This is a genomic window from Engelhardtia mirabilis, assembly GCF_007748095.1.
Taxonomy (GTDB): domain Bacteria; phylum Planctomycetota; class UBA1135; order UBA1135.
Map to the genome: position 1 here is coordinate 6555771 of NZ_CP036287.1, position 26418 is coordinate 6582188.

19 protein-coding genes are annotated in these 26418 nt (G+C 68.4%); 15 read left to right on the top strand and 4 right to left on the bottom strand.

Annotated elements, in window-relative coordinates; all coding sequences use genetic code 11:
- Positions 1-154 precede the first annotated feature (154 nt).
- Entirely contained in the window at positions 155-2437 is a 2283-nt protein-coding gene (locus Pla133_RS24160; RefSeq protein ID WP_145070155.1) for a CHAT domain-containing protein, read from the top strand.
- Positions 2438-2456: 19 nt separating this feature from the next.
- On the opposite strand, the gene Pla133_RS24165 is transcribed toward Pla133_RS24160, so the two are convergent.
- Positions 2457-4667 (bottom strand): dockerin type I domain-containing protein, encoded by a 2211-nt coding sequence (locus tag Pla133_RS24165; protein ID WP_145070156.1) that lies wholly within the window; start codon positions 4665-4667, stop codon positions 2457-2459.
- A 215-nt stretch (positions 4668-4882) separates the two neighbouring features.
- Complete coding sequence (locus Pla133_RS26750) at positions 4883-6583, bottom strand: FG-GAP repeat domain-containing protein (RefSeq protein ID WP_419191914.1); 1701 nt, start codon at positions 6581-6583, stop codon at positions 4883-4885.
- Between the two features lie 172 nt (positions 6584-6755).
- Here Pla133_RS26750 and Pla133_RS24175 point away from each other — a divergent pair, with 172 nt between their 5' ends.
- The 5 genes from Pla133_RS24175 to Pla133_RS24195 all read left to right on the top strand — a co-directional run bounded on the left by Pla133_RS24175 (position 6756) and on the right by Pla133_RS24195 (position 12197).
- Positions 6756-8468: a glutamine--tRNA ligase/YqeY domain fusion protein gene (locus Pla133_RS24175; protein ID WP_145070158.1), complete on the top strand. Its 1713-nt coding sequence runs from the start codon at positions 6756-6758 to the stop codon at positions 8466-8468.
- Positions 8469-8470: 2 nt separating this feature from the next.
- Positions 8471-9160 (top strand): class I SAM-dependent methyltransferase, encoded by a 690-nt coding sequence (locus Pla133_RS24180; protein ID WP_145070160.1) that lies wholly within the window; start codon positions 8471-8473, stop codon positions 9158-9160.
- Positions 9161-9625: 465 nt separating this feature from the next.
- Positions 9626-10339 (top strand): radical SAM protein, encoded by a 714-nt coding sequence (locus Pla133_RS24185; RefSeq protein ID WP_145070161.1) that lies wholly within the window; start codon positions 9626-9628, stop codon positions 10337-10339.
- Between the two features lie 72 nt (positions 10340-10411).
- Positions 10412-11377 (top strand): 4-hydroxy-3-methylbut-2-enyl diphosphate reductase, encoded by a 966-nt coding sequence (gene ispH / locus Pla133_RS24190; protein ID WP_145070163.1) that lies wholly within the window; start codon positions 10412-10414, stop codon positions 11375-11377.
- 4 nt (positions 11378-11381) lie between these two features.
- On the top strand, positions 11382-12197 hold the full coding sequence (locus Pla133_RS24195) for an ABC transporter ATP-binding protein (protein ID WP_419191915.1): 816 nt from the start codon (positions 11382-11384) through the stop codon (positions 12195-12197).
- A gap of 82 nt (positions 12198-12279) precedes the next feature.
- On the opposite strand, the gene Pla133_RS24200 is transcribed toward Pla133_RS24195, so the two are convergent.
- A complete protein-coding gene (locus tag Pla133_RS24200; protein ID WP_145070167.1) occupies positions 12280-13872 on the bottom strand; it encodes an FG-GAP repeat protein in 1593 nt (530 codons plus the stop codon).
- A gap of 401 nt (positions 13873-14273) precedes the next feature.
- Positions 14274-14732, bottom strand: a complete 459-nt coding sequence (locus Pla133_RS24205) for a hypothetical protein (protein ID WP_145070169.1) — start codon at positions 14730-14732, stop codon at positions 14274-14276.
- Positions 14733-16113: 1381 nt separating this feature from the next.
- Here Pla133_RS24205 and Pla133_RS24210 point away from each other — a divergent pair.
- The 9 genes from Pla133_RS24210 to Pla133_RS24250 all read left to right on the top strand — a co-directional run bounded on the left by Pla133_RS24210 (position 16114) and on the right by Pla133_RS24250 (position 25765).
- Positions 16114-18642 carry a chemotaxis protein CheA gene (locus tag Pla133_RS24210; RefSeq protein WP_419191916.1) on the top strand — a complete coding sequence of 843 codons (2529 nt, stop codon included), beginning with the start codon at positions 16114-16116 and terminating at the stop codon, positions 18640-18642.
- A gap of 55 nt (positions 18643-18697) precedes the next feature.
- Positions 18698-19201 (top strand): chemotaxis protein CheW, encoded by a 504-nt coding sequence (locus Pla133_RS24215; protein ID WP_145070172.1) that lies wholly within the window; start codon positions 18698-18700, stop codon positions 19199-19201.
- An 85-nt stretch (positions 19202-19286) separates the two neighbouring features.
- On the top strand, positions 19287-21548 hold the full coding sequence (locus Pla133_RS24220; protein ID WP_145070173.1) for a methyl-accepting chemotaxis protein: 2262 nt from the start codon (positions 19287-19289) through the stop codon (positions 21546-21548).
- Positions 21549-21641: 93 nt separating this feature from the next.
- Positions 21642-22439 (top strand): CheR family methyltransferase, encoded by a 798-nt coding sequence (locus tag Pla133_RS24225; protein ID WP_145070174.1) that lies wholly within the window; start codon positions 21642-21644, stop codon positions 22437-22439.
- A 1-nt stretch (position 22440) separates the two neighbouring features.
- Entirely contained in the window at positions 22441-22980 is a 540-nt protein-coding gene (locus tag Pla133_RS24230) for a chemotaxis protein CheD (protein WP_419191917.1), read from the top strand.
- Positions 22977-23837, top strand: a complete 861-nt coding sequence (locus Pla133_RS24235; protein WP_145070176.1) for an HDOD domain-containing protein — start codon at positions 22977-22979, stop codon at positions 23835-23837. Before Pla133_RS24230 ends, Pla133_RS24235 begins: the two co-directional genes overlap by 4 nt.
- A 5-nt stretch (positions 23838-23842) precedes the next feature.
- Positions 23843-24229 (top strand): response regulator, encoded by a 387-nt coding sequence (locus Pla133_RS24240; protein ID WP_145070177.1) that lies wholly within the window; start codon positions 23843-23845, stop codon positions 24227-24229.
- Complete coding sequence (locus tag Pla133_RS24245; protein ID WP_419191918.1) at positions 24222-24707, top strand: chemotaxis protein CheX; 486 nt, start codon at positions 24222-24224, stop codon at positions 24705-24707. Before Pla133_RS24240 ends, Pla133_RS24245 begins: the two co-directional genes overlap by 8 nt.
- Positions 24704-25765 carry a protein-glutamate methylesterase/protein-glutamine glutaminase gene (locus tag Pla133_RS24250; RefSeq protein WP_145070179.1) on the top strand — a complete coding sequence of 354 codons (1062 nt, stop codon included), beginning with the start codon at positions 24704-24706 and terminating at the stop codon, positions 25763-25765. The genes Pla133_RS24245 and Pla133_RS24250 overlap by 4 nt, the downstream gene beginning before the upstream one ends.
- Positions 25766-26418 lie beyond the last annotated feature (653 nt).

Below are 26418 nucleotides of genomic sequence, written 5' to 3' on the forward strand. Positions count from 1 at the left end.
CCTGCTCGCGCTGCTGCTCCCAGTTGCGCCCCTGTGGGCGGCGCCGGGCGCTACGCCAGCGGCGGTCCGACAGCAGCGCGCGACGGTCCGGGCCACGGAGCTGCTGGCGCGTCTGCGACCGGAGGAGTCGGACGCCGCAACCGAGGCCTCCGAGTTGATCGCCGAACTGGAGCGGGCCCTGCAAGGGGATCCGAGCGCCGGGCTGGTGGGCTCGCCGGTCGAGTTGGCCTGGGCCTTCGCCCGCTTGGTGGGCGCGGTCGCCCTCGATCACCCCTCGGCCCTGCCGCAGAGCGACCTCGACCGCCTGCTGGCGCGGGCCGTCGAAGTCACCGTCGACGATCCTGCCACCCACGCGTGGGTCGCGGGGGTTCGCATCGAACTGCTGCTCCGGCGCGAGCGCTGGGCGGCGGTCCTGGAGATCGGTTGGCCCCTCTTGGACGACGAGCAGGTGGACCCGACCTACCGCGCGCCGATCGCGGTCGGAGTGGCCGTCGCGGCGCGCGCCGCGGGCTCGCTGGCCGAGGCCGACCGCGCCTGCGAGCGGGCCGCGGAGCTGCTCGCCGAGCGCCCGGGCAGCCTGCCGCAGCTCGAGCTCAGCCTGGGGCTCCAACGCTGCGCCATCGCGCGGCTGCGGGGTTTGATGGACGTTTCCGCGCGGCACTGGGCAGCGTTGGCGTTGATCGCCGCGGATTCGGGCGATGCGGGCTTGCTGGCCCAGGTCGCCGAGGAGCGGGCCAACTTCCTGCTCGCCGCACAGCAGCACGACCGGCTCGATGACCACGTACGGGCCTTGCTCGAGCAGCCTGACACGGCGCAGTTCCCAGCCACTGCGAGCGCCCTGCGCCTGGTACAGGCGATCAGCCTCGGCGTCCGCGGCGCGCAGGACTCCGACTCGCAGGAGCGGTCCATGGCGCTGCTGGTGCAAGTGGAGGAGGACCCCGCCACACGGCCCACCGATCGCCGCCTGGCACGCCTGCGCCTGGCGACGGCCCAGGCCCGGCAAGGTCGTCTGGACCTCGCCACGCGCAGCCTCGAGTCGGTTCGAGCCAGTGCGGACGGCCCCCTGCCGCGCTCGGACGAGGCCCAATGCGCGCGGCTCGAGGCTCACCTGGGCCGACGCCTGGCCACGTCGCCGGCGGAACTGTTGGGCGTGCTCGAGCGGACCGACGCCGCCTTCGATCGCTTCCTGGAAGCCCTCACATCGGACCCCCCACGACCCGGAGGCCTGGGCTTCCTGCAGTTCGAGGAGCACCGTGGCTTCGTCGGCGAGCTGATCGAGCTGCTGCTCGCGGTCCACGGACCCGAGCGTGGCGCCGACCTGGCCCTGGACCGGATTCACCGGCTGCAGGCGACGGGATCGCGCGCGCGACTGGCGGGCTACGTCCCGGGTACGGTCGAGGAGCTGCGCGGCACCCTGTTGGCCGAGGGGCAGGGGCAGTTGATCTACCTGCCCACGGCCGTGCAGACCCACCTCTTGACCGTCGATGCCGCCGGCACGCGGCACCACCGCTTGCCGCCGATCGGGCGCTTGCACGAGCTGCGTGCTCGCTTCCAACAGGCCTTCGCCCCCGATCGAGCGGCGCGGGCCTGGACGGCGCAAGCCGCGCGTCTGCGCGAGGCCTTGTTGCCGCAGGACGCCCTGGAGCGGTTGCTCGAATGGCGTGCTGTGACGGTGATCGGACTCGACCTGGTGCGCTACGTGCCCTTCGAGCTGCTGCCGCTCGAGGGCGGCGAGCTGCTCGGCGAGGTCCTCGACCTGGGCTATCTGCCGTCACTCTCCACCGGGATGCGTCTGGCGCGCCGCCCGGCCCGGCCGGACCGCGGCGGCCGCCTGGCCCTGGTCGTGGCGCCGACCTTCGACGATCCGCTGCTCGAAGCGATCCCCCTGGACGACGCGGTGCTCGAGCGACTCCTCGGCGGCGCGACGGACCCACTGGTCCTGTCCGCCGACGAGGCCGGTCTCGCGGGCCTCGCAGCCGCGGAGCTCGAGCAACGGGACCTCCTGACGATCGTCACCCACGGCCGCTTCGACCGATTGCGCGAGCTCTCGAGCGGCCTGGCACTCGCCGCCGGCCCCGACGGCCCGTCGACCCTGTGGCCCGAGGACGTGCCGACCATCGCGCCCTTGCCGCCGGTGGTCGTGGTCGCCGCCTGCAAGGCCGCCCGCAGCGCCGCGCGCATGGGCGAGGGCGGCCTCGACGGCTTGATCGGTGCCCTGATCGACGGGGGCGCGAGTTGCGTCGTGGTCGCCCACGAAGACGTGGAGTACGCGGCGCTGCTCGAGCTGCTCGAGGTCCTACAGCCGCGGCTCCTGACGGGCGAGGTCAGCGTCGCCCGAGCCCTGGCCGAGGCCCAGCAGGCACTGCGAGCGCGGCGACCGGAGACTCCGGCCGCCGCACTCCTGCACGCCTACGGGCTGGTCCATCGCGTCCGCTGAGCGGCGGGCGCCCCTGGGCTCACGGGCAGTCGCAGGGCGTACCCAGGCCGATCGGCTGGGGCGTCGGCCCGACGTCCTCGGTCAGGCACAGGCCGAACTCCGGCGGCGGAGCGCCGCCGCTGAAGAGGTAGGCCAGCATGAAGATCGCATCCGCGATGTTGATCGGTCCGTCGTTGTTGATGTCCGCCGCCGCTGGGCACGGAAGGCTCGGTGATCCGGGCACGAACAGGGCGTTCAACAGGTACGACGGGTCCGAGATGTCGAAGCACCCGTCCGCGTTGACGTCGCCGCGCCGGAAGGCGATGAACTCGTCGGCGCCGCGGTCGGCACCCGTGCTGGTCCCGAGGATGAAGCGATCGATCACCCGCGGGTGGAAGTCGAGATCGACGCCCAGGAACAGGGTGATGCCATCCTCGGCCTCATCGATCACCGGACTGAATCCGTCGGCCAGGTGGTAGTCGGACGGCAACAGCAGCGGAGCCGCGTCGTCATTCGCGACCCCGATCAAGTCGGCGCTGCCTGGGGGCACGACCAGGGTCATCTGCGTGAAGCGCAGGTCGTCGACCACGCCGGGTTCGCCGAACCAGTTGTCATCGTTGCCTTCGACTCCCGCGATGCGGTTGTGGAAGATGATGTTGCTGGAGCCGTCGAAGCGAGTGGGCGCGGTGAAGTGAACCCCCGAACCATCGCCCGCCGCGCCCGTGACGTCGTTCCAGGCCAGCGTGTTATGGAACAGCTCCCCGGTGACCGGCGGCGTGAACGTCGAGGGGTTGTCGAGGTAGAAGCCGCCCCCAGCGTCGGGAACCGTGTTGCGAATCGCCGCATTGCCGAACAGGCTGACTCGGTCGCTGTCGTCGTTGCGCTCCACGTCGCAGTAGAGGCCTCCACCGACGTCGTCGACGACGCTCGTGGTGAAGCCCGGGTTGGCGACGGTGTTGTCCAGGAGTCGATTGTCGAACAGGGTCGCGCTGATGCTGTTGTCCGGGAAGGGCACCGTGGCCACACCACCGGGAGCCGGCGACGTGGTCGACGAGTGGGCGAAGAAGCCCCCGACGACGATCGGTCCTTCACCCCCGTGATCGATCAGGCCGCCGCTCGAGCTACGCGCGCGGATCCAGACGCCTCCGCCCCGGTAGGCCTCGTCGATGGAGATGCCCTTGGGGTTGTCGCTGGGCGACCAGGACTCGTTGGCTGCGGAGATGTTCTGCTGCAGGTGCCCCTGGGAATGGCCGCCGTTGGTGAACAGCTCGATCCAGACCCCGCCCCCCTCCTCGGCGGCGTTGTGGTGCACGTAGTTGCCACACAGCTGGGCCAGCTCGACGAAACCTCCGCCGGTCAGGGTCGCGGCGACGCCGCCGCCCTGGCGCGGGGGCTCGGGCTCGAGGAACAGCATCTGCTCGCCGAAGTCGTTGCCGTGCACGATGTTCGCCACGTAGTCCACGCAACCACGCAACTGGTGGACGCCGCCACCACGCAGGGGGTTGCCGGCGTAGTTCCCGAACGCGCCGGCCGTGTTGCCCTCGATCTCGTTCAGCGCCACGACTCCCTGGGAGACGTCGCGCAGGTAGATGCCGCCGCCTGTCTCGCGCGCCGCGTTGCCGGTGACCACGTTGCCGACGATGTCCAGGCGACTGCCGTAGCCGGGCACGTGGATGCCTCCACCATCCTCGACCGTCAACAGGATGTTGTCGGCCACGCCGCCGGTGATCGTGAAGCCGTGCCAACCCTCGTAGTCGGCGGGCGGCAGGAGGTCATCGACCCCCGCCCCCGGATCCAGGGACGCGGTCGCCAACCCGATCCGCAGGGGCCCGCCGCTGAAGGAGAAGTTGTCCACGTAGATCGCCGGCTGAACGCCGCCGCCGTCGATCGTGGCCGTGTCGGGCCCCCACTTCGATACCAGCGTGAGGCCGAAGGGGAAGGAGTCGGAGTAGATGATCAGTGGGTCGTAGACCTCGACGACACCCGGGGCGGGCTCGAGGTCGGGGCCGACTTCGATGACCCAGTGCTCGGTCTGAGGGAAGGGCGGGAACAGGGCCAGCTCCTCGATCTTGCCCTGGAGTTCGTAGCCGCCGCCGGCGACTCGAAACTTGGTGAAGCCACCCAGGTCGCAGGTGGAGGCGGCCAGGTCGCAACCGGTCAAGTACTCGGACGGCTGCGCGGCGAGGAGATCGTTGACGCACTCCTGGGCGGTGACGCTCGCTGCTGCGAGGCCCAGTGTGGATGCAGTCAACAGCGAACGGCGGACGAGGCTTCGAGGTGAACAGTACATGGTTTCGAATCGGTGGAAGAACGGGGTCTCGGCGGTCGCCCGGGTGACGGACGACGGACGAGGGCGTCGATGGCGCGACGTTCGGCCGACAGCGATTCCAAAACTCGACCTCGACGCGCAGCGGGCGCGCCCCCGATGGGGGCGCGCCCGCTGCGCGATCGACGAGCGTCCGAGGCTCAGGGGTTGACCGGCGTCGGATCCGGCGGCGCGGGGGGCGGCGGCGGCGGCGGCACGCGCGGCACGGGTCCGGTGCCCGACGAGCCGACCGTCGAGGCGCCGAAGGACGGTGCTGGCCCGCCCCACAGCGTGCTACCGGGCAGGGACTGGAACGCGACCGAGGTGAAGTAGCTCGCCGCGACCACGGACATCCCGGCGGGCAGTAGCTCGCCCGTGGTCGAATCCGCCAGGCAGAACTCGGCGTACCACACGGGGTGTTCGGCGGCGCCGATCTGCAGGTCGTACTGCAACTGCAAGGGCCAGGAGTTCGCCGGGACCGTGACTTCGATGGAGGGCGTCGGCGCCACTCGCGACAGGCCTTCGCTCGGCCGGTGCCACAACCTCAACAGCACCTCGTCGCCACCCGCGCTGACCGCCGGGGGGTCGAACTCCAGCTGCACCCGATAGTCGCCGGACCCACCCAGGGCCCACGCACCGCTGCCCCCTGGGTCGAGCATGGGCGCTCGATTCGAAGCCTCGACGCCGTCGCCTCGTTCGATCACGAACTCGGCTCTGTCGGTGTCCGAGCGAAACTCGATCAGATCGGCGTCGCCATCATTGTCGAGGTCGACCACTGCCGCCCCGGCGGCCAAGGCAGTCTGGATCGGCGCGAATCCGACCGGCGTCGCGACCAGCCGCAGCGACCCGCCGCCGGCAACCGAGTAGCGAGGCGCCGAGGCCCCCGTGGTCGTCGCACGCAGCAGGTACAGGGCCCCCTCAGCGCTGTCCACGAAGGCCAGGTCGGCGCGTCCGTCCCCGTCGAGGTCGCCGCTGTCCATGGCCAGCACCTGGTCGACGGCCGGATCGGCGTCCGCGCGGATGAAGCCCTGGCCCACGGTCCACAACTCGGCTCCGCCCGCGGGCTGGGCCAGCCATGCGAGCTGCTCGCCGGTCGTCCCTTGGTCCACCAACACCGCCAGCGCGTCCGGCGCGACGGAGGCGACGCCGCGGGGGTAGTCGGCCACCACGAGGCCCAGGTAATTCCTGATCCGCAGACCGAAGTCGCCCACGGCGGCAAGCTCGGCGAGTCCGTCCCCATCGAGGTCGACGGCGGCGATTGCGTTGGCCCACTCCGGCAGATTGAAGCCGGGCATGGCGGCGAAGAAGTTGCCCGACCCGCCCAAGAAGATCAGCGGCACCACCGTACGCAGGTCCTCCTTCAGGCCGTAGGCGATGCGGTAGTTGCTCGGCACCGGGTTGCCGACGGCGACCCGTGAGTAGGCCTCGCCGGGGGCGGTGATCCCGGTCGGCAGCAAGGCGTCGACGGTCGCGCTCCAGCGCCAGTGGAGGATGCCCCCGGTGCCCGCGGAGAGCAGCGCATCGCCCGGGCCGCTCGAAGCCAGCAAGGCCATGTCGGCCACATGCTCGGAGCCTCCGCCCGTCAGTTCGTACAGCGTCGTTCGCCCCTGTCGCGTACCGACCGAGTCGACCAGGAAGGCCCGCCCCTCACTGGTGCGAGCCACGGCGTCGACCCGGCCGTCGGAGTCGAAGTCTCCAGCCAGCAGCTCCACGGCCGACTCATGACCTCCGTGGACGCCCTCCCAGTCCGTGACCGGGTCCGGGCTGAACTTTGCGGGAAAGGACTGGGTCGCGGCCGATGAGCCGACGAGGACCACGGCCACCGAGGCGGCCCACAGGGACGGGAGGTGTTGGGGCTTCATGGCAGGCACTTGGTCGGACTCTCGCTTCGCGTTTCTACCGGCTGCGAAGGTCGACACGATTCCCGCCTTTCCCGATCGCGACCGGCATCTCCCCCGCAGGGCCCGACGGACGTATCCTGTTCGGCCCGAAATCACGCCGGGCCACCCCGTCGGCGCCTCACGAGCCTCTGCCATGGCCACCGAACACACTGCGAACGCCCCCGATGACGAGCCGGCCGAACGCCTCAATTTCATCGAGGTCCAGGTCGAGGCCGACCTGCGCGCGGGCAAGAACGGAGGGCGCCTTCACACCCGCTTCCCCCCCGAGCCGAACGGCTACCTCCACATCGGGCACGCCAAGGCGATCTGCGTGAACTTCGGGCTGGCCGAGCAGTACGCCGGCCGCTGCAACCTGCGCTTCGACGACACCAACCCCTCCAAGGAGGAGCAGGAGTACGTCGACGGAATGCGCGAGGACATCGCCTGGCTGGGTTTCAGTTGGGGCGACCGCGAGTACTTCGCCAGCGACTACTTCCCGAAGCTCTACGAGTGGGCCTGCGACCTGATCCGCGCGGGGCTGGCCTACGTCGATGATCAGAGCGTCGAGGAGATTCGCGCCAAGCGCGGATCGGGTCACGCGCCGGGCGTCGACAGTCCCTTCCGCGCTCGCAGTGCGGAGGAGAACCTGGCGCTCTTCGCGGCCATGCGCGCGGGTGAGTTCCCCGACGGGGCCAAGGTGTTGCGGGCCAAGATCGACATGGCGGCGGCCAACATGAACATGCGCGATCCGGTGCTCTACCGCATCCAGCGCGCGCACCATCACCGCACGGGCGACGAGTGGTGCATCTACCCGCTGTACGACTTCGCCCACGGCCAGTCGGACGCGATCGAGGGCATCACCCACTCGCTCTGCAGCCTGGAGTTCGAGAACCACCGGCCGCTGTACGAGTGGTTCCTGGACCACCTGGACGTGCCCTATCGCCCGCGCCAGATCGAGTTCGCGCGGCTGGAGCTGGAGTACACCATCACCAGCAAGCGCAAGCTGCAGCAACTGGTGTCCGACGGCTTCGTGTCCGGTTGGGACGACCCGCGCATGCCGACCCTGCGCGGCCTGCGCCGCCGGGGCTACACGCCGCAGTCGATTCGCACATTCATCGACGACGCGGGCGTGGCCAAGTTCAACGGCACGATCCCGCTGGTCAAGCTGGAGAACGCCCTGCGCGACGAGCTCAATCTGAGCGCAGAGCGCCGCATGGCGGTCCTGAGGCCACTGAAGGTCGTAATCGAGGATTGGCCCGCCGAGCAGGTCGTGGAGCGTCAGGCAATCAACAACCCCGAGGACGAGTCCGCCGGCACGCGACCGGTGCACCTGGGTCGGGAGCTGTGGATCGAGCGCGACGACTTCATGGAGGACCCGCCCAAGAAGTACTTCCGCCTGCAGCCCGGTGGCGACGTACGCCTGCGCTACGGCTGCGTGATCACCTGCCGCGAGGTAGTCAAGGACGCCAGCGGCGAGGTGGTCGAGCTGCGCTGCACCCACGACCCCGAGACCTACGACGGCAAGCAGCCCGCGGACCGCAAGGTCAAGGGCGTGATCCACTGGGTCTCCGCCCACGACGCGGTGCGCGCCGAGGTGCGCCTGTACGACAACCTGTTCCGCGAGCCGGCGCCGCTCGACGTGCCCGAGGGCGAGTCGTTCACGAGCAACTTGAACCCCGACTCGCTCGAGGTCGTCACCGATGCGGTCGTCGAACGCGCTCTTGCCGCCGTCGAGCCCGGCCAGTCCTACCAGTTCGAACGCCTCGGGTACTTCGTCCCCGATTCAGGCGACCACTCACCAAGCCGCCCCGTCTTCAACCGCTCCGTGTCCCTGCGCGACAGTTGGAGCAAGCAGAACAAGAGCTGACGATGACCCGCGACAAGATCGCCGAGACCTTCACCCAGTGGGCCGAGGCCGGCCGCGACCGCGACATGGAGACCGGCCACGGCGACGTGGTCGGCCAAGTGATCGAGAGCCTGGACGTGAAGCCCGGCCAGCAGATCCTCGACCTGGGCTGCGGCAACGGCTGGGCGACGCGCATCCTGGCCAAGCTGGGCCCGGGCGTGCAGGCGGTGGGCGTCGACGTCGCGCCCGGCATGTTGAGCCGCGCGGAGGAGCTGCACAGCTACACGATCCGCGCGCGCTACGAGCTGATGCCCTTCGAGGAGCTGGAGTTCAAGGACGGGCACTTCGACCGCGCCTTCTCGATGGAGGCGCTGTACTACGCCACCGATCTGGACCGCTGCCTGGCCGAGCTGTTCCGGGTCCTCAAGAGCGGCGGGGAGGCCGACGTGGTGATCGACTACTTCACCGAGTCCCCGATCACGGCCCGCTGGGCGGAGCTGGTGGGTGTGCCCATGCAGCGTCTCTCGGAGGCGGAGTGGCGGGCTGCCTTCGAGCAGGCCGGCTTCGGCGAGGTCGAAACTCGCCGGGTGGTCGACAGCCGCGGCCCCGGCGACGAGGCCGACTTCGAGGCCAGCCGCTGGTACGAGAGCTTCGCCGAGAAGGTGGCTCGGCACGACGCGGGCAGCCTCTGGATCCGAGCTCGCAAGGCCTGACGTCGAACCTCAGGCCTGGACAACCGCAGAGCAATCCCCGAGCCGAGCGCGGGGATCGACCCCGATGCTGGGGTTCCGGCGGGGAGGGCCTACAATCCCCCCGTGAGGCTCGTAGAGGGGGGCCAAGAGGCTCCTCGATCGGGCCTCGTGGCGTCCGAGCGGCGTCGGGAGCACAGCGGCCGCCTTGGGGAGGCCCTGAACACGGCTCCAGCATCGCCGGACCCATCACGACCATCGTCGCGTTCGATTTCACCGGCCACCGGGCCAGGCGTCGATCGGTCGCCGACGCGCCTCTCGCACCGCGACGCAGTTCGTTTCGTTCCACCGGACGATCCAGGGGCGGCTCTGCCGTGACCCCGTTCCGATCGCCCTGCTGCGACCGGCCACAACTCAAGCACCGGCTCGCCGCTCCGCGACCCACTTCGCCAGTCGAGGCGACGGTCGCGCCTTCAATTCGACCTCCACATGTTGACCGCCATCCTCGAGCGCGTCGTCCAGGGTCCCCTCGATCACGAGGCCCACGAGCGCCACATCCGTATCGAGCCGACCTGCGAAACCAATCGGCCGGACACCTTCCCGACCCAAGCCGTGGTCGTGACCACCGCCGCGCGGCGGATCATCGACCTCTCCAAGAACGGTGACAAGGTCAAGAGCCTGGTCATCACCGGGGATCGGGATCCCATGGAGCACGGGGACTTCCGCGAGATCGCGGAGAACATCAAGGAGCTCCAGAAGAAGTGGTTCCCCAAGGCGACGATGGTCCTGGAGACGCGCGGTTTCCACATGGACACCGCCGACCTGCGCCACACCCTGAGCCTGTTCGACCGGCCCCTGGTGCGCTTCGAGTACGGCACCCAGAAGAGCTTCACGGCCCTGACCGGGCGCAAGGGCACCGACCTCAAGGACATCGTCGAGAACCTCGACAAGATCGAGCTCGAGCGTTGGGTCCTGACCGCGACCTTCGTGCGCGGCGCGGCCGACAACTCGACGCCCTCGGAGGTCAAGAACTGGCTCAAGTACGTCGAAGACTTGAAGCCCGGGGGCGTGCGCATCGGCACCCTCGCCAAGGAAGACAAGGAGCGCAAGCTCAAGCCGGTCACCAAGACCCGCATGGACGAGATCGAGGCGCAGATCGCCGAGAAGACCGGTCTGCAGGTCGAGCTCGCCAAGCCGATCTGACGCTCGCCCGCTCGGTAGCCATCGCCCGATACTCGACCACTCGGTACTCGCCCACGAAAGGGAGTCAACACCGTGTCCCTAGGCAGCAAGGACAAGTCCAACCGCCAGCTCGCCAACCGCTCGAACCGCGAAGGGCCCCTGACCAACCGGTTCGAGTCGCGTGACGGCAGCGTCGTGATCGACGTGGCCGAGAGCGCGGGCTACTGCTGGGGCGTGGAGCGCGCGATCGACCTGGCCGTGGAGTCCGCCGGCGACACCAGTCGCCCGACGGTCACCCACGGCGAGTTGATCCACAACTCCTACACGGTCGACAAGCTGCGCCAGGAGTACGACATCACCCACGTGTCGAACCACTCCGAGGCGCCGGACGGCTCGGCCCTGGTGATCCGCGCCCACGGCGTGCCGCCGGCGGTCAAGCGCGAGGCGGCGGCCCAGGGCCTGACCGTGATCGACGGCACCTGCCCGCTGGTGGACATCATCCACCGCAAGGCGGTGCAGCTCGTGAAAGAGGGCTACGAGGTCTTCGTCATCGGCCAGGCCTCACACCCCGAGATCATCGGCATCCTGGCCTCGGTCGAGGAGGCCGGCGGCAAGGGCACGGTGCTGGAGACCGACGAGGACGTGGCCAACGTGCCGCCGCTCAAGAAGGCCGGCATCGTGATCCAGTCGACCTTGATCGCCGAGAAGGCCGGCAAGATCGCCGCCCAGCTCGTGCCCAAGTCGCGCGAGGTCAAGGTGGTCAACACCATCTGCCACGTGACCACCGAGCGTCAGGAGGAGGCCGACCACCTGGCAGCCACCGCCGACGTGATCCTCGTCGTCGGCTCCCAGCACTCGTCGAACTCGCGCAAGCTCAAGGAGGTCTGCGGCAAGGACGGCGCGCCGACCTACCAGATCGAGGGCCTGGCCGACCTGGACATGGGTTGGTTCGTGGGCAAGCGCCACGTGGGCATCCACGCCGGCGCGTCGACGCCGCGCGAGATCATCGAGCAGATCGTCGCGCACCTGCAGGAGCATCTGGTCCAAGGCGCGGCCTGACGCCGTGACGGACGGCGCCGCAGAGGCCGGGGACAGGTCAGGAGCTGACGGCCGCAGGGTCGTCGCGCGCCTGGTCGGCGTCGAGCGCCGCTTCGGCGAGGTCCACGCCCTGCGAGGCGTCGACCTCGACGTCTTCGCAGGCGAGGTGTTCGGCCTCCTGGGTCCCAACGGCGCGGGCAAGACCACGGCCGTGCGGATCCTCACGGGTCTGCTCGCGCCCACCGAGGGCCGAGCCGAGGTCGCCGGCATCGACGTCGCCGCCCAGCCCCTCGAGGCGCGCCGGCACTTCGCCTTCGTGCCCGACGGCGCGCCGCTCTACTCGCAACTCAGCGCGACCCAGCACCTGGCCCTCGTCGGCCGCCTGCACGGTCTGGACGAGGCGGAGATCGCCACGCGCACCGCGCGCCTGCTCGAGGGCTTCGAGTTGGCGGACCGGGCCGACGACCCCATCGGCGGATTCTCGCGCGGCATGCGCCAGAAGGCCGCCATCGCCTGCGCCCTGATCGCGGAGCCGGACCTGTTGGTGCTCGACGAGCCGCTGACCGGCCTCGACGCGCCGTCGACTGCGATCGTCAAGGAGCTCCTGCGCGCCTGGGCCCGACGCGGCGGCGCGGTGATCTACACCAGCCACCTACTCGACGTGGTCGAGAAGGTCTGCGACCGCATGGCCATCGTCACCGACGGCCGCGTCCTCGCCATCGGGGGCATGGCCGAGCTGCGCGCCCGCGCCGGCCATGACGGCAGCCTCGAGCAGCTCTTCGGTGCGCTGACCGAAGCCGACGACCCGGCGCTGCGAGCGGCGGCGATCCTGGGCGACTGATTCGCGCGGTGGTCCGGCCGGCCACCATCGTTCCCAACGCGATGGCCGGCGTCACCGGACTCCGCGCCGCCCGCCCTCGGACTTACGGCACGAGCTCGATGGTCGACGGCCCGCCCACGTCGGCGATCGCGCCGCCGGCGTCGATGGTGACGAAGGCGTGGGTCACGGTCAGACCGGCCAGCGCGGGATCGCTGGCGGTGGGCAGGGTGAGCGTGGCCGTGGCGGTGCCGAGTGAATCGAGCTGGCCGAATCCACCCGCGAGGAGACCACCCCCACCCGCGAGGGTCAGGCTCGTGTAGGCGTCGGCCACGAGCGGAAGCACCAGGCCGCCACCGAGCGGAACCCCGGGTGACCTGCCGGATGCGCTGCCGAGGACCAGGTGCAGATGCCCCGCCTCGGCTGAACCGGCGGCCAGCAGCAGGTCGACCGACCCGCCCGCGGCCACCGAGATCGAACCCGCGCTCTGGAACAGACTGTCGCTGTCGAAGGTGCGAATTTCGCCGGATTGGGTCGCCAGGGGCCCACCGTAGCCGGGCTCGCCCACGAAGAGGGTCTCGGCGTCCTTGGCCAGATCCCAGCCGAAGTAGCGAATCTCGCCCGGGTTGCCCTTGCCGTGGTCGAGCACGGTGGACAGTTCCCATCGATTGGGGGTGGCCCTCTCGTAGACGTAGACCCGTCCGTACGAATGGTTGGGATCGCCGACGATCAGGCGCTGCGCCTCGAGGACGATCGAATAGCCGAAGGTCCCGACTTCAGCCGGCGGACCGACGATGCGGTCGAGGTGGGTCGGCCCACCGGCGGCAGTGACCTCGAAGACGTCCACGGCAGCGACGTCGGTCGCCCCCACCGCGACCAGCAGGTCGCCTCCGACTTCCAGCGCCTCGACGCGGATCCCGAAGTTCTGGTCCCCGGTCAGGTCGAGGGGGTGCAGCGTGGAATGCAGGGGCCAGGAACCGTCGCTCCGGCGGCGGTAGACGAATGCCGTCGGCGTCTGCGTTCCGGTGTCGTCCGCCGCGCCCACCACGAGCCAGTCCCCGACGATCGCAACCGAGCATGCGAACCATTGCGCAGTCGGCGCAGGAGGCAGCACCTCCGCCTCGACGGCCCAGGTCCCGTCCTGCTGACGTGCGAAGATCACGACTTCCTTCGGCGAGGTGGATGACACGCCGAAGTTGCCGACGGCCAGTCGGCCGGAGTCGACCGAGAGCGAATCTCCGAAGGACGCGAAGCTCGTGGGGCCTGGCGGGCCGAGGACTTGAACCAGGGGCCAGGAGCCGTTCGATTGGCGGCGGTAGACGTGCACTGCCCCCTGGTCCACGGCGAAAGTGTCGTCGGCCGTCTCCGCGACGAAGACGGTGTCACCCTCGACGGCGACCGCATCGCCGAAGAACCCGAGCAGTGTCGGCGTGGGCGGCAAGAGGGTCACAGCCTCCAGCCACGAGCCGTCGGGCTGGCGCTCGAAGATGGTCGCGGTCCCAGCGGTGGTCGCGATCTGCGAGTAGGCCCGCGCGCCGACGACCAGCACGTCGCCATCGATTGCCACGGACTCGCCGAACTTGTCTCCGGTGGTCGATGTGCTGGCGGTGATCGTGCCGGTCGGGACGGCGACCTGGGCAGTTGCCGGGCCGAGGAGGACGAGGCTCGTGACGAGCGCGGACGTCGGATCGAAGCTCATGGCAAGGTCGAATTGGGGTCGTCAACGGCGAGTCGCCGCTGCAGTGGTCGCAGCGAACACGCGCTCGCAGTCGGTGAACCCGACCCCAACACGACCCTCACGGAGGTGCAACTGCCCAATCCTCGCAATCGGGTTCGCCCCCGCCTCGGGCTGTACCGCCGACCCGCCCGGTCGACGGTGGTCCGCCTCTCCCCCGCAAGTTCTGTGCAATCGCGCCTGCGCCACTCGGGCGACGCGCCACGGGGCGCGCGTACGTCCCGGCCGCCAGTGTGATCCAGCGCCGGTCGATCGCAGCGATTCGGCCCAGGTCCCGCGGGCGCCGCCGACGGTACCGGGGCTGGCGCGTCCTCGCGGAACCGAGCCGTGCTCTCGAAGGCGGCTTCGGCCGCCTCGAGGTTGAATCAGCCGACTTCGTGCTCGGATTCCGCCGTCCGCTTGGCCGACGGCAGCGCCTGCGAAACGCCTTCCAGCACTGCGGCCCTGGTCAGCCCACAGATCCGCGATTCCAGGTGGCGGATGTAGACCGCGGCCATCCGCAGCAGGGCCAGCTTGTCGATTCGATCGTCGGCAAGGGCCACGTCGAGGACGTGGGGTGACTGCTTGGTCTGGACCTCGATCATCTTCTCCACCTGGGCGAGCGTGCAGAAGCCTTCCTTCACGGCGATCTCGCCGAACAGCGCGGTGGGATCGTCCGCTTGGCGACCCAGGATCACACCGACCTGGTGGACCGACAGGAGCTGCCGTTCCAGCATCATCCGACCGATGGGGTTGACCGGCCTCGATGCCTTGTCGCTCAACTCGGCCGCAAGGTCCGCGTCGACGACGCCGCTGTTGTTCAGGATTCTCAGGAGCGGTTCCATGGATGGTCTCAGATGGATAGGAAGGTCTGGCTGCTTCTGGTCTCGCGCGCGGCGAGGGTGTCGTGACCGGGACGCCCCGGGGCGGGGCACAGCCAGCTGGGCCGAGGGGACTCGCGCAGCGAGTGCTTCGTTGGGAGAGCGTCTTGCGTGGGTTTCGGAGCACCGCGGTGCAAGGGTGTCTTCGAGCGCATGCGCCCAACTTCTTGACCCTCGGGTTGGAGCTTTCTTTGGGCCTTTTCCGCTTGTGACACAGGCTCGCATCTCCAGGGAAGCGGGCTCGAACCCAGGCGACCAATGACGCCGCGCCTCACGGATTCGACGCCGCCCCCCGACCGGGGTCACCCGTCCAGCGGAGCTCGAATGGTCGCCACCATCGCCAACCCTCGAGCGACCTGGGTCCGCCGCAACCCCATCGCCCCTGTTCAGCGATTGGACGCTGTATTGCAGCTTTGTAGGGGAATTGGCCCCTGCGGCCGAGGAACGACACCTACGTCGGTCCTCGGAGCGCTCGATGTCGTCCGGAAGACTCGATCAGCAGTGTCTTCCAGCCCCCTCCGGAGGACCGACTCATGCTTGTGCCGCACGAGTACAAAGCGCTCGACGCCACGCGCCGATCAAGTCCACATCAGCGCCCGATTAGCCGACCAGGTCCCCGTGTAGATCGGACCCTCGGCCTCCGCCATTCCGACTTACTAGGACGGCCATTTCGATCGCGAAAGGACACTCGATAGCCCCGGCGGACCCTGAACACCCTCCGCTGGCCCTTCAGCCGAGTTGGATCTGCGAAGACCCGCGCGCCCGACGGCGGTCTGCGGGTGGAGCGACTACCCCTCGGGCAGTCGCACCTCGCTCCCCCACCGCATCAATTTTGGGGAGAGCGTCACCCGGCGCCCGTTGCTCGCCGGCAGATGCGTCGAACTAGCCGGGCAGCGCTGTCTTCCGGATCGATCCCCGCCGACGGGGTCCCATGACCGATGGGGAAGGGTCGGCCCCCATCGTCGGTCGGCGGGCGAAAGACGGCCGCAGGACGCCCATGGGACACACCGGACGTGGATCACCACGACCGCCAGGGATCGCCCCACGCGGGGCCGCGGCGGCAGGTCCGCACCCCGGAAGCGGGATTGCCCCGTCCCGCGCCCGATCGACTTGTGGCCCCGAGCCTCAAGTCCACGGATTGAGGATTCGAAGAATCGCTGTCCGGAGGCACTCCTCCCCCTCCGGCCTGCACCCCTCTCCGACTGCCCCTCCGTCCCGAGCAACCCCCCGAGCACGGCTCGAGTTCCCACTCGAGCAATCGCGTGCGTCCTCCGAGATGATCAACGAGAAGCTACGCTCGCTCGCAGCCAATGTTGTCCTCGCGCAAGCGTCGGACCTGGCTGCCATGGCCAGTCTCCAAGGAGAATTGGCGGTCGTCTCCGAGTTGGCTCGCGCGGAAGGGCGCGGGGGCGCGCACGAGGCCACGATCGAGGCCCTCGCTCGACTCGACGCCTTCCTCAAGGGTGAAGAAGCCGACGGCGATGCAATCCTGACAGCCGTCAGTGCCGCGGTCGACGCCGTCCAACGCGAGCTCAACGCGGTGCCCACGGATCCCGAGGAGACCCAAGGAGACAGCGAAGACCTGGCGATCCTGGCCGACTTCCTCTCCGACCAGAAGTCCGCCCTCGACGAGATCGAGGAGCTCGCCCTGACGCTCGACGACCCGGACGGCGCGGCTGACATCGACACGCTCAAGGGCCGAATCCACACGCTCAAGGGAGAGTCCGGAGTCCTCTCCATGTCCGATGTCAGCGCACTCTGCCACGAGGTAGAGAGCGCGATCGAGGCCTCCGAGGGGCGCGACCTGCAGGAGTACCTGCTGAACGTCGTCGATTGGCTGCGGCGCCGCTTCAAGGCCTGCGAGCTCGGAACTGCGGCTCCCGCGCCCTTCCAGGCCAGCGTGGTGCCCGTCGAGCCCGAAGCAAGCAGCGCCCTCGACGCGACCGCTCCCGATCCCACCAGCGACGAGGCTCCCGCGATGGCGGCCGAACCCCCGCCCGCTGAGGAGGAGCCCCAGGTCGACGAGCTCGAGCCCTGGGAATTGACCGGCGACCCCGAACTCACCGGCGACTTCATCGTCGAGGCCCGCGAGCACACCGAGGCCGTGGACCACCAGCTCCTGACCCTGGAGCGTGATCCCACGAACGCCGAAGCGATCAACGCGATCTTCCGAGCCTTCCACACCATCAAGGGTCTGGCCGGCTTCCTCGAGCTCGACCCGATCCAGCGACTCGCCCACGAGGCCGAGACGATGCTCGATCGCGTGAGAGCGGGTCAGATGGACCTCGCTGGTCGCCCGCTCGCAGCCACCTTCGAGGTCAACGACGTCCTCAAGGGTCTGCTCGGCGCCGTCGAAGTCGCGCTCACCTCGGGCGACCGCATGAGCATCGACGCGGGCCTACCCACGGCGATCAGGTGCCTCGAGGAACTGCTGCGCGAGTCTTCGGGCAGCAGCTACGCCGCCCCGTTGAACGCCTTGGCGCCGCAACCGGCGCCTACCAGCGCGTCGACCACCGCCGAGGTGAGCGACGACGACCCCGGGCCCGAGCAGGCGACGCCGGCCCCCGCGGCCAAGCGCGCCGCGCCCGCCGCACGTCAGCCCGCCGACCCGGAGGCTGGTTCGAAGAAGGTCGCGATCCGCGAGATGATCAAGGTCGACGCCACGCGCCTCGATGCGCTCGTGGACTCGATCGGAGAGCTCGTGATCGCCGAGGCGATGGTGAGTCAGTCCGAGGAACTGAACCTCGACAACGCCACCCGCCTTCCGGGCCTGCTCAACCGGATGGACAAGATCACGCGGGAGCTGCAGGAGATGGCCATGTCCCTGCGCATGGTCCCGATCCGCTCCACCTTCCGCCGCATGGCGCGCCTGGCGCGCGACGTCGCCACCAAGGTCGGCAAGCAGGTCGAGTTCCACACCTTGGGTGAGGACACCGAACTGGACAAGACGGTCGTCGACTCCATCGGCGATCCGCTGATTCACATGGTCCGCAACGCCGTGGACCACGGACTCGAGGCCACCCCGGAAGACCGCATCGCCGCCGGCAAGCCGGCCTGCGGACGCGTCGAGCTGCGCGCCTTCCACCAGGGCGGCAGCATCCACATCGAGATCGAAGACGACGGTCGCGGGCTCGACTCGGAGCGCATCCTCGCCAAGGCGCGCGAGAAGGGCATCATCGGCGAGAACGAGAACCTGACCGAGAGCGAGATCTATGACCTCGTCTTCGCGCCGGGCTTCTCCACCGCCAAGGTGCTCTCCGACGTCTCTGGCCGCGGTGTCGGCCTGGACGTGGTCAAGCGCAACATCGAGGCTCTGCGCGGCACGGTCGAGATCCGCTCAACACTCGGCAAGGGCACGATCTTCAGCATCCGCCTGCCGCTGACGCTCGCCATCATCGATGGCATGGTCGTGCGCGCGGGCGGGGAGCGCTACATCTTCCCGACCGTCTCGATCGTCAGGATGGTGCGCCCGGAAGAGGAAAGGCTCACCCAGGTCTTCGATCGTGGCGCGCTCTTGAAGGACGGGGACTCCCTGGTCTCGCTCTTCCACATCTCGCGCATCTTCAACCTCCCGGGACCCGACACGTCCCTGGAGCGCACATCAGCCGTGATCGTCGAGCATGGGGATCGCCGTTGCGCCTTCCTGGTCGATGAGATCCTCGGACAGCATCAGATCGTGATCAAGCCGCTCGGCCCTGCCTTGGCGGGAACTCCGGGACTCGCTGGTGGCGCCATCATGCCCGACGGGCACGTTGGATTGATCCTCGACATCGCGAGCCTCACTCAGCTCGCGCGTACCGGAAGTAACGACGCCGAGGCTTTAGCCGAGGCACCCGTATCGGTCGAGAAGATCGAAGCAGTCCCCGCGACCTAGGCCCTCCGGGGCGACAAGCACAGGCCGGCATTCACGCCAAACAACCAACAGACCCATGTCGAGCGACAACTCAACCACCACTCCTGCCGTCGAGAAACTGGCCGGCAAGTACCTCACCTTCCGAATCGGCGAAGAGGAGTACGGCCTCGAGATCCTCAAGGTGCGGGAGATCATCGGCCTGATGGACATCACGCCCGTGCCGCGCACGCCCGTCTCCATCCGCGGCGTCATCAACCTCCGCGGTCGCATCATCCCGGTCCTCAACCTGCGGGTGAAGTTCGAGATGAGCGCCATCGAGGACACGGACGAGACTTGCATCATCGTGGTCGAGACCAGCTCCGACGGAGTTGCGAACCAGATGGGCATCCTCGTGGACACCGTCAGCGAAGTGCTCGACATCGTCGTCGACGAGCTCGAGCCCACGCCTTCCTTCGGCGAGGGCGTCGATAGCGACTTCATCCTCGGCATCGCGAAGTGCAAGGGCTCGGTGAAGATCCTGCTCAACACCGAGCGCATCCTCGACACCGACGGCCTGCGGACGCTCAACGAAGCGTCCTGAGATTCAATCACCCCCCACGGATCATCCGCGTTCCCGCGCGGCCGGTTCGAATCAAGACAAACATCCCCTCCAAGCCCTACGAATAATGAGCACCCAGCCCAATTCGGCCACCGCGACTGCCCCCAGTCAACACTCCACGGACTCGCAACAAGAGGTCGCAGCCGACAACCTCCTCGAAGCGAACGCCAAGCTGGAGGCGATTGGCAAGTCGATGGCCGTGATCGAGTTCAACCTCGACGGCACGATCGTCACCGCCAACGACAACTTCCTCGCAGCCATCGGCTACAGCCTGGACGAGATCGCGGGCAAGCACCACAGCATGTTCGTGGACCCGATCGAGCGCTCGAGCCCCGAGTACCGGGAGTTCTGGGCCAAGCTCGGCCGCGGCGAGTTCGAGTCGGGCGAGTTCAAGCGCGTCGCCAAGGGCGGTCGGGAGATCTGGATCCAGGCCTCCTACAACCCGATCCTCGGTCTCGACGGCAAGCCGATCAAGGTCGTCAAGTTCGCCTCTGACATCACGGAGAGGACGCTGCAGACCGCGAACTACGAGGGCCAGCTCGCGGCCATCAGCAAGTCGCAGGCGGTGATCGAGTTCGAGCTGGACGGCACCATCATCACGGCCAACCAGAACTTCCTCGACACCCTGGGCTACACCCTGGCCGAGATCGAGGGCCAGCACCACGGCATGTTCGTGGACCCCGTCTTCCGCGCCAGCGCCGACTACCGCGACTTCTGGGCCAAGCTCAACCGCGGGGAGTTCCAAGCCGCCGAGTACAAGCGCCTCGGCAAGGGCGGCAAGGAGGTCTGGATCCAGGCCTCCTACAACCCGATCTTCGACCCCAACGGCAAGCCCTACAAGGTCGTCAAGTTCGCCACCGACGTCACCGCGACGAAGCTGCAGAACGCCGACTACGAGGGCCAGATCGCGGCCATCGGCAAGTCCCAGGCCGTGATCGAGTTCGAGATGGACGGCACGATCCGTACCGCCAACGACAACTTCCTGTCGTGCCTCGGCTACACCCTGGCCGAGGTTCAGGGGCAGCACCACGGCATCTTCGTCGATCCCAAGTACCGCGCGTCGGGCGAGTACACCGACTTCTGGGCCAAGCTCAACCGCGGTGAGTACCAGGCCGCTGAGTACATGCGCCTGGGCAAGGGCGGCAAAGTCGTCTGGATCCGCGCCTCGTACAACCCGATCTTCGACATGAACGGCAAGCCGTTCAAGGTCGTCAAGTACGCCACGGACATCACCGCCCAGAAGGACGAGCAGATCGAGACCGAGCGCTTCGTCGAAGAGGTCGGGGCGACCCTCGAGCGAGTCGCGGAGCAGGATCTGACCGTGCGTATCCGCAGTGAGTTCAGCGGCAGCCACGGGATCACCAAGGACCACCTGAACCGCGCCCTCACGACCCTCGAGGACGCCCTGACCCAGGTGGCCCACGTGGGCACCCAGGTCTCCACGGCCAGCGGCCAGATCGCCGCCAGCAGCACCCAGCTCGCCAACGGTGCCAGCACCCAGGCCAGCTCGATCGAGGAGATCTCCGCGTCCCTCGAGCAGATGTCCTCGATGACCACTCAGAACGCCGACAACGCACGTCAGGCGCAGGCCCTGGCCGACTCCGCCAAGGAGTCCGCCAACCAGGGCGAGTCCGAGATGGCCAAGATGCGCCAGGCCATCGACGCCATCAAGGCCTCGAGCGACGAGACGGCGAAGATCGTCAAGACGATCGACGAGATCTCGTTCCAGACCAACATGCTCGCCCTCAACGCGGCCGTCGAGGCGGCTCGGGCCGGCGACGCGGGCAAGGGCTTCGCGGTCGTCGCCGAAGAGGTGCGCTCCCTCGCCCAGCGCAGCGCGCAGGCGGCGAAGAGCACCGCGGAGCTGATCGAGGGCTCGTCGCGCAACGTCGACAACGGCGTCGCGATCACCCAAGGCGTTCAGACGATCCTGACCGAGATCAACGAGGGCTCGTCGAAGGTCACCGACCTGATCACCGAGATCGCGGCCGCCTCCAAGGAGCAGGCCGAGGGCATCGGGCAGGTCAACACGGCCGTCGACGAGATGAACCGGATCACCCAGGAGACTGCGGCCAGCAGCGAAGAGTCGTCTGCCTCCGCAGAGCACCTGGACGGTCAGGTGGCCCAACTCCTGAGCCAGATCGGGCGCTTCACCCTCTCGAAGTCCGCGGCTGAGCCCGCCGCTGCGGGCGGCGCGGCAGCTCCGCGTCCCGCAGCCCGGACCACGCCCCCGGCAACCAAGCCGGCGGCTCGTCCCGCGACTCCTCCGCCGTCGAAGAACAAGGCTGCGGCCTTCCCGCTCGACGACGACGAGCTGACCGACTTCTAGTCCGAGCCAGCTCGCAGTCATTGCCGGGGCGTCACCTGCACGGGTGGCGCCCCGACCGCCCCCACCTCGACGACGTCACAGCCCAACTAGAACATGAAGACCGAGGTCTTTGAGGCGCTCCGCGAGATCGTCTACGACAACAGCGGGATCCTCCTCCGCGAAGGCAAGGAGAGCATGGTCTCCTCTCGAATCGCGCAGCGCCTGCGGGCCCTGAAGTTGAGCGACGAGTCGGCCTACCTCGACTACCTCCGCGCGGACCTCGCGACGGAGCTGGTGCAGCTGCTCGACGTCATCTCGACCAACGTCACCAACTTCTTCCGCGAGCCGGAGCACTTCGATTCGGTCGCACAGCACCTGTCGGAAACCCTCGCCGGCGGGCAGAGCCGCCTGCGCCTGTGGTCGGCCGCCTCGTCGACCGGTGAGGAGCCCTACTCGCTGTCGATGACCGTGCTCGACGTGGTCGAAAAGCACAAGAAGCCCGTCGACGTGAAGATCCTGGCGACGGACATTTCGACCCGCGTCCTCGAGACGGCCAGCAATGGCTTCTACGAGGCTTCCAAGATCGACCCGATCCCGGACAAGTACAAGCAGCGCTACATGGAGGTCGAGGGCGAAGGCTACCGCGCCACGCCCAAGCTCCGCGAGCAGTTGGTCTTCAAGCGCTTGAACCTCTCCAAACCGCCCTTCCCCATGAAGGGCCCGATGGACGTCGTCATGTGTCGGAACGTGATGATCTACTTCGACGAGGCACTGCGGGCGGCGATCGTCACCGATTGCCACCGTCTGCTGCGACCGGGCGGCCTCCTGGTCGTGGGCAAGTCGGAGAGCATCGTCAATGCCAACGAGCAGTATTCGCGCGTCGCCCCGTCGGTCTACAGGAAGCGCGAGTAGGGTGTCGTCTTCACCGACACAGGCCGGCATCGGTGCCGCCACCTTCCCTCCGACGGATCGGTCGCAGCTCCAGATCGTCGGGATCTCCGAGTTCAAGGTCTCGAACGACCCCAACGACGTTCTGGTGACTTACTCGCTCGGCTCCTGTATCGGCGTCACGGTGCACGACCCGATCGCCGGTGTGGGCGGCCTGATCCACTGCATGCTGCCCCTGTCGAAGGGCGCGCGCGAGGGCTCCGCACCCAAGCCTGCGATGTTCGTCGATACCGGCGTCATCCTGCTCCTGAACGCCGTGTTCGATCTGGGTGCGACGCGCCAGAACCTGGTTGTCAAGGTCGCCGGGGCGGGCAGCCCCATGGATCAGTGCAATCGCTTTCGAATCGGCGAGCGCAACATCGTCATCCTGCGCAAGATCCTATGGAAGAACGAGCTCATGCTTGCCGGTGAACACACTGGCGGGACCCGTCCCAAGACCGTGTTCCTATCGATCGCCACTGGCCAGGCGGTAGTTCGCACCCCTGAGGAGCAGACCAACCTGTGACCAACCGCGATCAAGTCCTGGAAGCTGTCCAGCAGCTGCCGCCGATCCCCGTCGACGCCTGCGAGCTGGTGAGGCTGCTGCAAGACCCCGAAGTCGATCCGGCGGAGCTGGAGCGCGCCATCAGCCTGAACCCGGCCCTGACGACCCATGTGCTCGCCACGGCCAACTCCGCCATCTTCGGCGCTCGAGCCGAGATCTCCACCGTGCGCCGCGCCTGGCTGCAGCTGGGCAGTGGTCGGATTCAAGCGGCGGTGATGAGTGCCATGGTCGGCCCCATGGCTTGCGAGCCGGTCGAGGGCTACAGCCTGCCCGGCGACGCCCTCTGGGAGGGCGCCCTGGCGATCGCACTGGCCACCGAGGAGCTCGCCTTGAAGACCGGCGGGCCGCCGCCGAACGAGGCCTTCACCGCTGGCCTGCTCGTAGACATCGGCAAGACCGTCTTTGGCCAGGTAGCCCAGACGAAGATGTCCGAGATCGCCGATCTCGCCTTCGGTGGGAACATCTCATTCGAGAAGGCCGAGGAGCAGCTCGTGGGGATCAACCACGCCGAGGCGGGAGCGATCATGCTCGAAGCCTGGGGACTTCCCGAGAGCATCATCCAGGTCGTCCGTTGGCACCACGAGCCCGAGATGTGTCCGGAGGAGTTCCGCCCCATCGCGGAGCTCGTCCACGCCGCCCAGTACCTGTGCGGCATGGTCGGGCTCGGCAACGGCGAAGACGGCAACTACTACGCATCCTCCGAGGCCGTTTTCAATCGTCTCGGGCTCTCTCCGGACGCGATCGAGAACTGCCTCTGCCAGACCCTCTCCAAGCTCGATCTGGCGCGTGAGGCCTTCGGCTTGGAGAAGAAGAGCTGACCGCCATGACATTCAATCTACTGATCGTCGACGACTCGAAGACGGTCCGAGCAGTCATCAAGAAGGCGCTTCGGATGGCCGGCGTGCCGACCAACGAAGTGCACGAGGCCGCGAACGGTCAAGAAGCTCTGGAGGTTGTTGCCGACCACTGGATCGATCTGATTCTGGCCGACATCAACATGCCAGTGATGAACGGCATCGAGATGATCCAGCGCCTGTTCGCTGACGACTCCACCTCGAGCATCCCGGTCATCGTGGTGTCGTCCGAAGGCAGCACGACCCGCATCGACGAACTCAAGAAGAGCAATGTGTGCGGTTACGTACGCAAGCCCTTCCAACCCGAAGAACTGCGCGAGGCCCTCTTGGCGGCCCTGGGTAACCCCGATGAGTGACGAATTCAAGGAGCCCCTTGCCGGGGCCTTCACGCGCGTCCTCGAGGAGGTCGCGATGATCTTCGCCGATCAGGTCGACGCCGCCGAGCTCGAGGCACCGAGTGGATCGTGCCTCGCGATCAACGTGGGCTTTGGCGGGAGCGGAACCGGCAACATGCGCCTCATGACCACCGCCGACATGGCGCGGGAAGTGGCGGCCGGTGCCCTGGGACTCGACGCCGACGAAACCAGCGACGAGGATGCGATCGACGCACTCAAGGAGCTGCTGAACGTCGCTCTCGGTCAGTTGCTTACCGATTTGGCTGGAACCGAGGCCATCTTCGACCTGACCGCGCCCAGCGCGGAGGTGGGACTGGAGTCAGACAGTTGGGACGCCCTGAAGCTCGAAGAGGGCGCCGTGGGGATGCTCTCCGACGAACACCCAGTTCTGCTGAGCCTCACGGTCAGCAGCGGTCCCTTTGGAAGTGCAGGCCAATGACCGATCCGAATCGGCCCGTTCGAGTTCTGATCGTCGATGACTCCGCTGTCGTCCGACAGGTCTTCACCAAGGAGCTCTCCAAGGACCCCGGTATCGAGATCGTCGGCACGGCAGCCAACCCGTACATCGCGCGGGACAAGGTCGTCGAGCTGAAGCCCGACGTCATCACCCTGGACGTCGAGATGCCGCGCATGGACGGCATCGCGTTCCTGCGCAAGCTGATGCAGTTCCAGCCGGTGCCGACGATCGTCGTCTCGTCGCTGACCGAGGCCAAAGGACCCATGGCCCTCGAGGCCCTGCGCGCTGGCGCCGTGGACGTGATGTGCAAGCCGGGCTCGGCCTACACCGTGGGCGAGATGTCCGTCGACCTGGCCGAGCGGATCAAGATCGCGGCCAAGATCAAGGTCGAGCCCCGCAGGTCCTCGGAGGGCAAGCACGCCAGCCCGATCGCTCGCACAGCTCTGGCCCGCACGACCAACAAGATCATCGCCATCGGGACGTCCACCGGCGGGACCGAGGCCCTGCGTCGCATCCTGCCGGCGTTCCCGAAGAACTGCCCGGGGATCGTGATCGTGCAGCACATGCCCGAACAGTTCACGAGCTCCTTCGCCCAGAGCCTCGACCGAGACTGCGAGATCGAGGTCCACGAGGCGATCGACGGCGAGCTGGTCACCCCGGGCAAGGCCATCGTCGCCCAGGGTGCCCACCACCTGCTGCTGCGGCGCTCCGGCGGGGACTACCACGCCCAGGTCAAGCCGGGCCCGCTGGTCAGTCGCCACCGGCCTTCGGTTGACGTGCTGATGCATTCGGTGGCTGCGGCCGCCGGCGCCAACGCCGTGGGCGTGATGATGACCGGCATGGGCAGGGACGGAGCCGAGGGCATGAAGGCGATGTTCGACGCCGGCGCCCACACCGTGGTGCAGAACGAGGCGACCTGCGTGGTCTACGGCATGCCCAAGCGGGCCGTTGAGCTCGGTGGCGCCCGGGAGATCGTCCCGCTGGACGAAATTCCGAATGCCGTCATGCGCGCCGTCAACGACGCCCGAAGCGCGGCCTGAGAGCGGCCCGTGGGGCCTGCCCCTGGGCGGGCTCGCGCGGCCTCGTGTGGGTGCCGACAGGCGCTGGGCTCTCTGAGTCCAGTGCGTCGACGGGCAACGAGACCGGGCGGCGCCGTCGCCCCGCGGCAGGCGGCCGCCGGCGAGCCCTACGAGTCGGGCGCGAGAGCTGGCCACGCGGCCGCGGCGAGTTCGGCTTGCCCGTGCTCGACGGCACGTGTGGTCGCCGCGGCGATCGAGCTCGCCCATGGAGCGGCGCGACGCAAGTCGGCCCGTCGCGCGCGCCGCAACTCGAGTCAGTCGCTCGTGCCGGCAGGTCGCCCCGAACCGCTGGGATCGCCGCGGGGCGGACCCAGCCCGGGCGTTGCGAGAGCCTTGGCGCCGACCCCGTAAGCACCCTGCCGAGGGCATCGGGAGCAGGCTCACTGCCCCTCGCCGCCATCGCGCCCTGCGCATCGCGAGGCGACGTCTGGTAGGAGCCGAACCGTTCGACGACCCCTTGGGCTGCGCCCACGTGCGAAAGGGGCGCACGGCTCCGCGGCCGCCGACGGCGCTGCGGTCAGTCCCTGGGCCGGAGATCGGCGGGCCGGACGCGAGTCCACCCCCGATGCACGCACAGGAGTCCAGTGCCCGTCCTTTGGGGTGCTCCCCGTGAG

Bases quoted from the DNA above. Each gene is read 5' to 3' on its own strand.
- Pla133_RS24185 (WP_145070161.1), top strand. From the start codon at position 9,626: ATGTTGACCGCCATCCTCGAGCGCGTCGTCCAGGGTCCCCTCGATCAC.
- Pla133_RS24175 (WP_145070158.1), top strand. From the start codon at position 6,756: ATGGCCACCGAACACACTGCGAACGCCCCCGATGACGAGCCGGCCGAA.
- Pla133_RS24215 (WP_145070172.1), top strand. From the start codon at position 18,698: ATGTCGAGCGACAACTCAACCACCACTCCTGCCGTCGAGAAACTGGCC.
- Pla133_RS24240 (WP_145070177.1), top strand. From the start codon at position 23,843: ATGACATTCAATCTACTGATCGTCGACGACTCGAAGACGGTCCGAGCA.
- Pla133_RS26750 (WP_419191914.1), bottom strand. From the start codon at position 6,583: ATGAAGCCCCAACACCTCCCGTCCCTGTGGGCCGCCTCGGTGGCCGTG.
- Pla133_RS24180 (WP_145070160.1), top strand. From the start codon at position 8,471: ATGACCCGCGACAAGATCGCCGAGACCTTCACCCAGTGGGCCGAGGCC.
- Pla133_RS24205 (WP_145070169.1), bottom strand. From the start codon at position 14,732: ATGGAACCGCTCCTGAGAATCCTGAACAACAGCGGCGTCGTCGACGCG.
- Pla133_RS24200 (WP_145070167.1), bottom strand. From the start codon at position 13,872: ATGAGCTTCGATCCGACGTCCGCGCTCGTCACGAGCCTCGTCCTCCTC.
- Pla133_RS24220 (WP_145070173.1), top strand. From the start codon at position 19,287: ATGAGCACCCAGCCCAATTCGGCCACCGCGACTGCCCCCAGTCAACAC.
- Pla133_RS24250 (WP_145070179.1), top strand. From the start codon at position 24,704: ATGACCGATCCGAATCGGCCCGTTCGAGTTCTGATCGTCGATGACTCC.
- Pla133_RS24225 (WP_145070174.1), top strand. From the start codon at position 21,642: ATGAAGACCGAGGTCTTTGAGGCGCTCCGCGAGATCGTCTACGACAAC.
- Pla133_RS24210 (WP_419191916.1), top strand. From the start codon at position 16,114: ATGGCCAGTCTCCAAGGAGAATTGGCGGTCGTCTCCGAGTTGGCTCGC.
- Pla133_RS24245 (WP_419191918.1), top strand. From the start codon at position 24,222: ATGAGTGACGAATTCAAGGAGCCCCTTGCCGGGGCCTTCACGCGCGTC.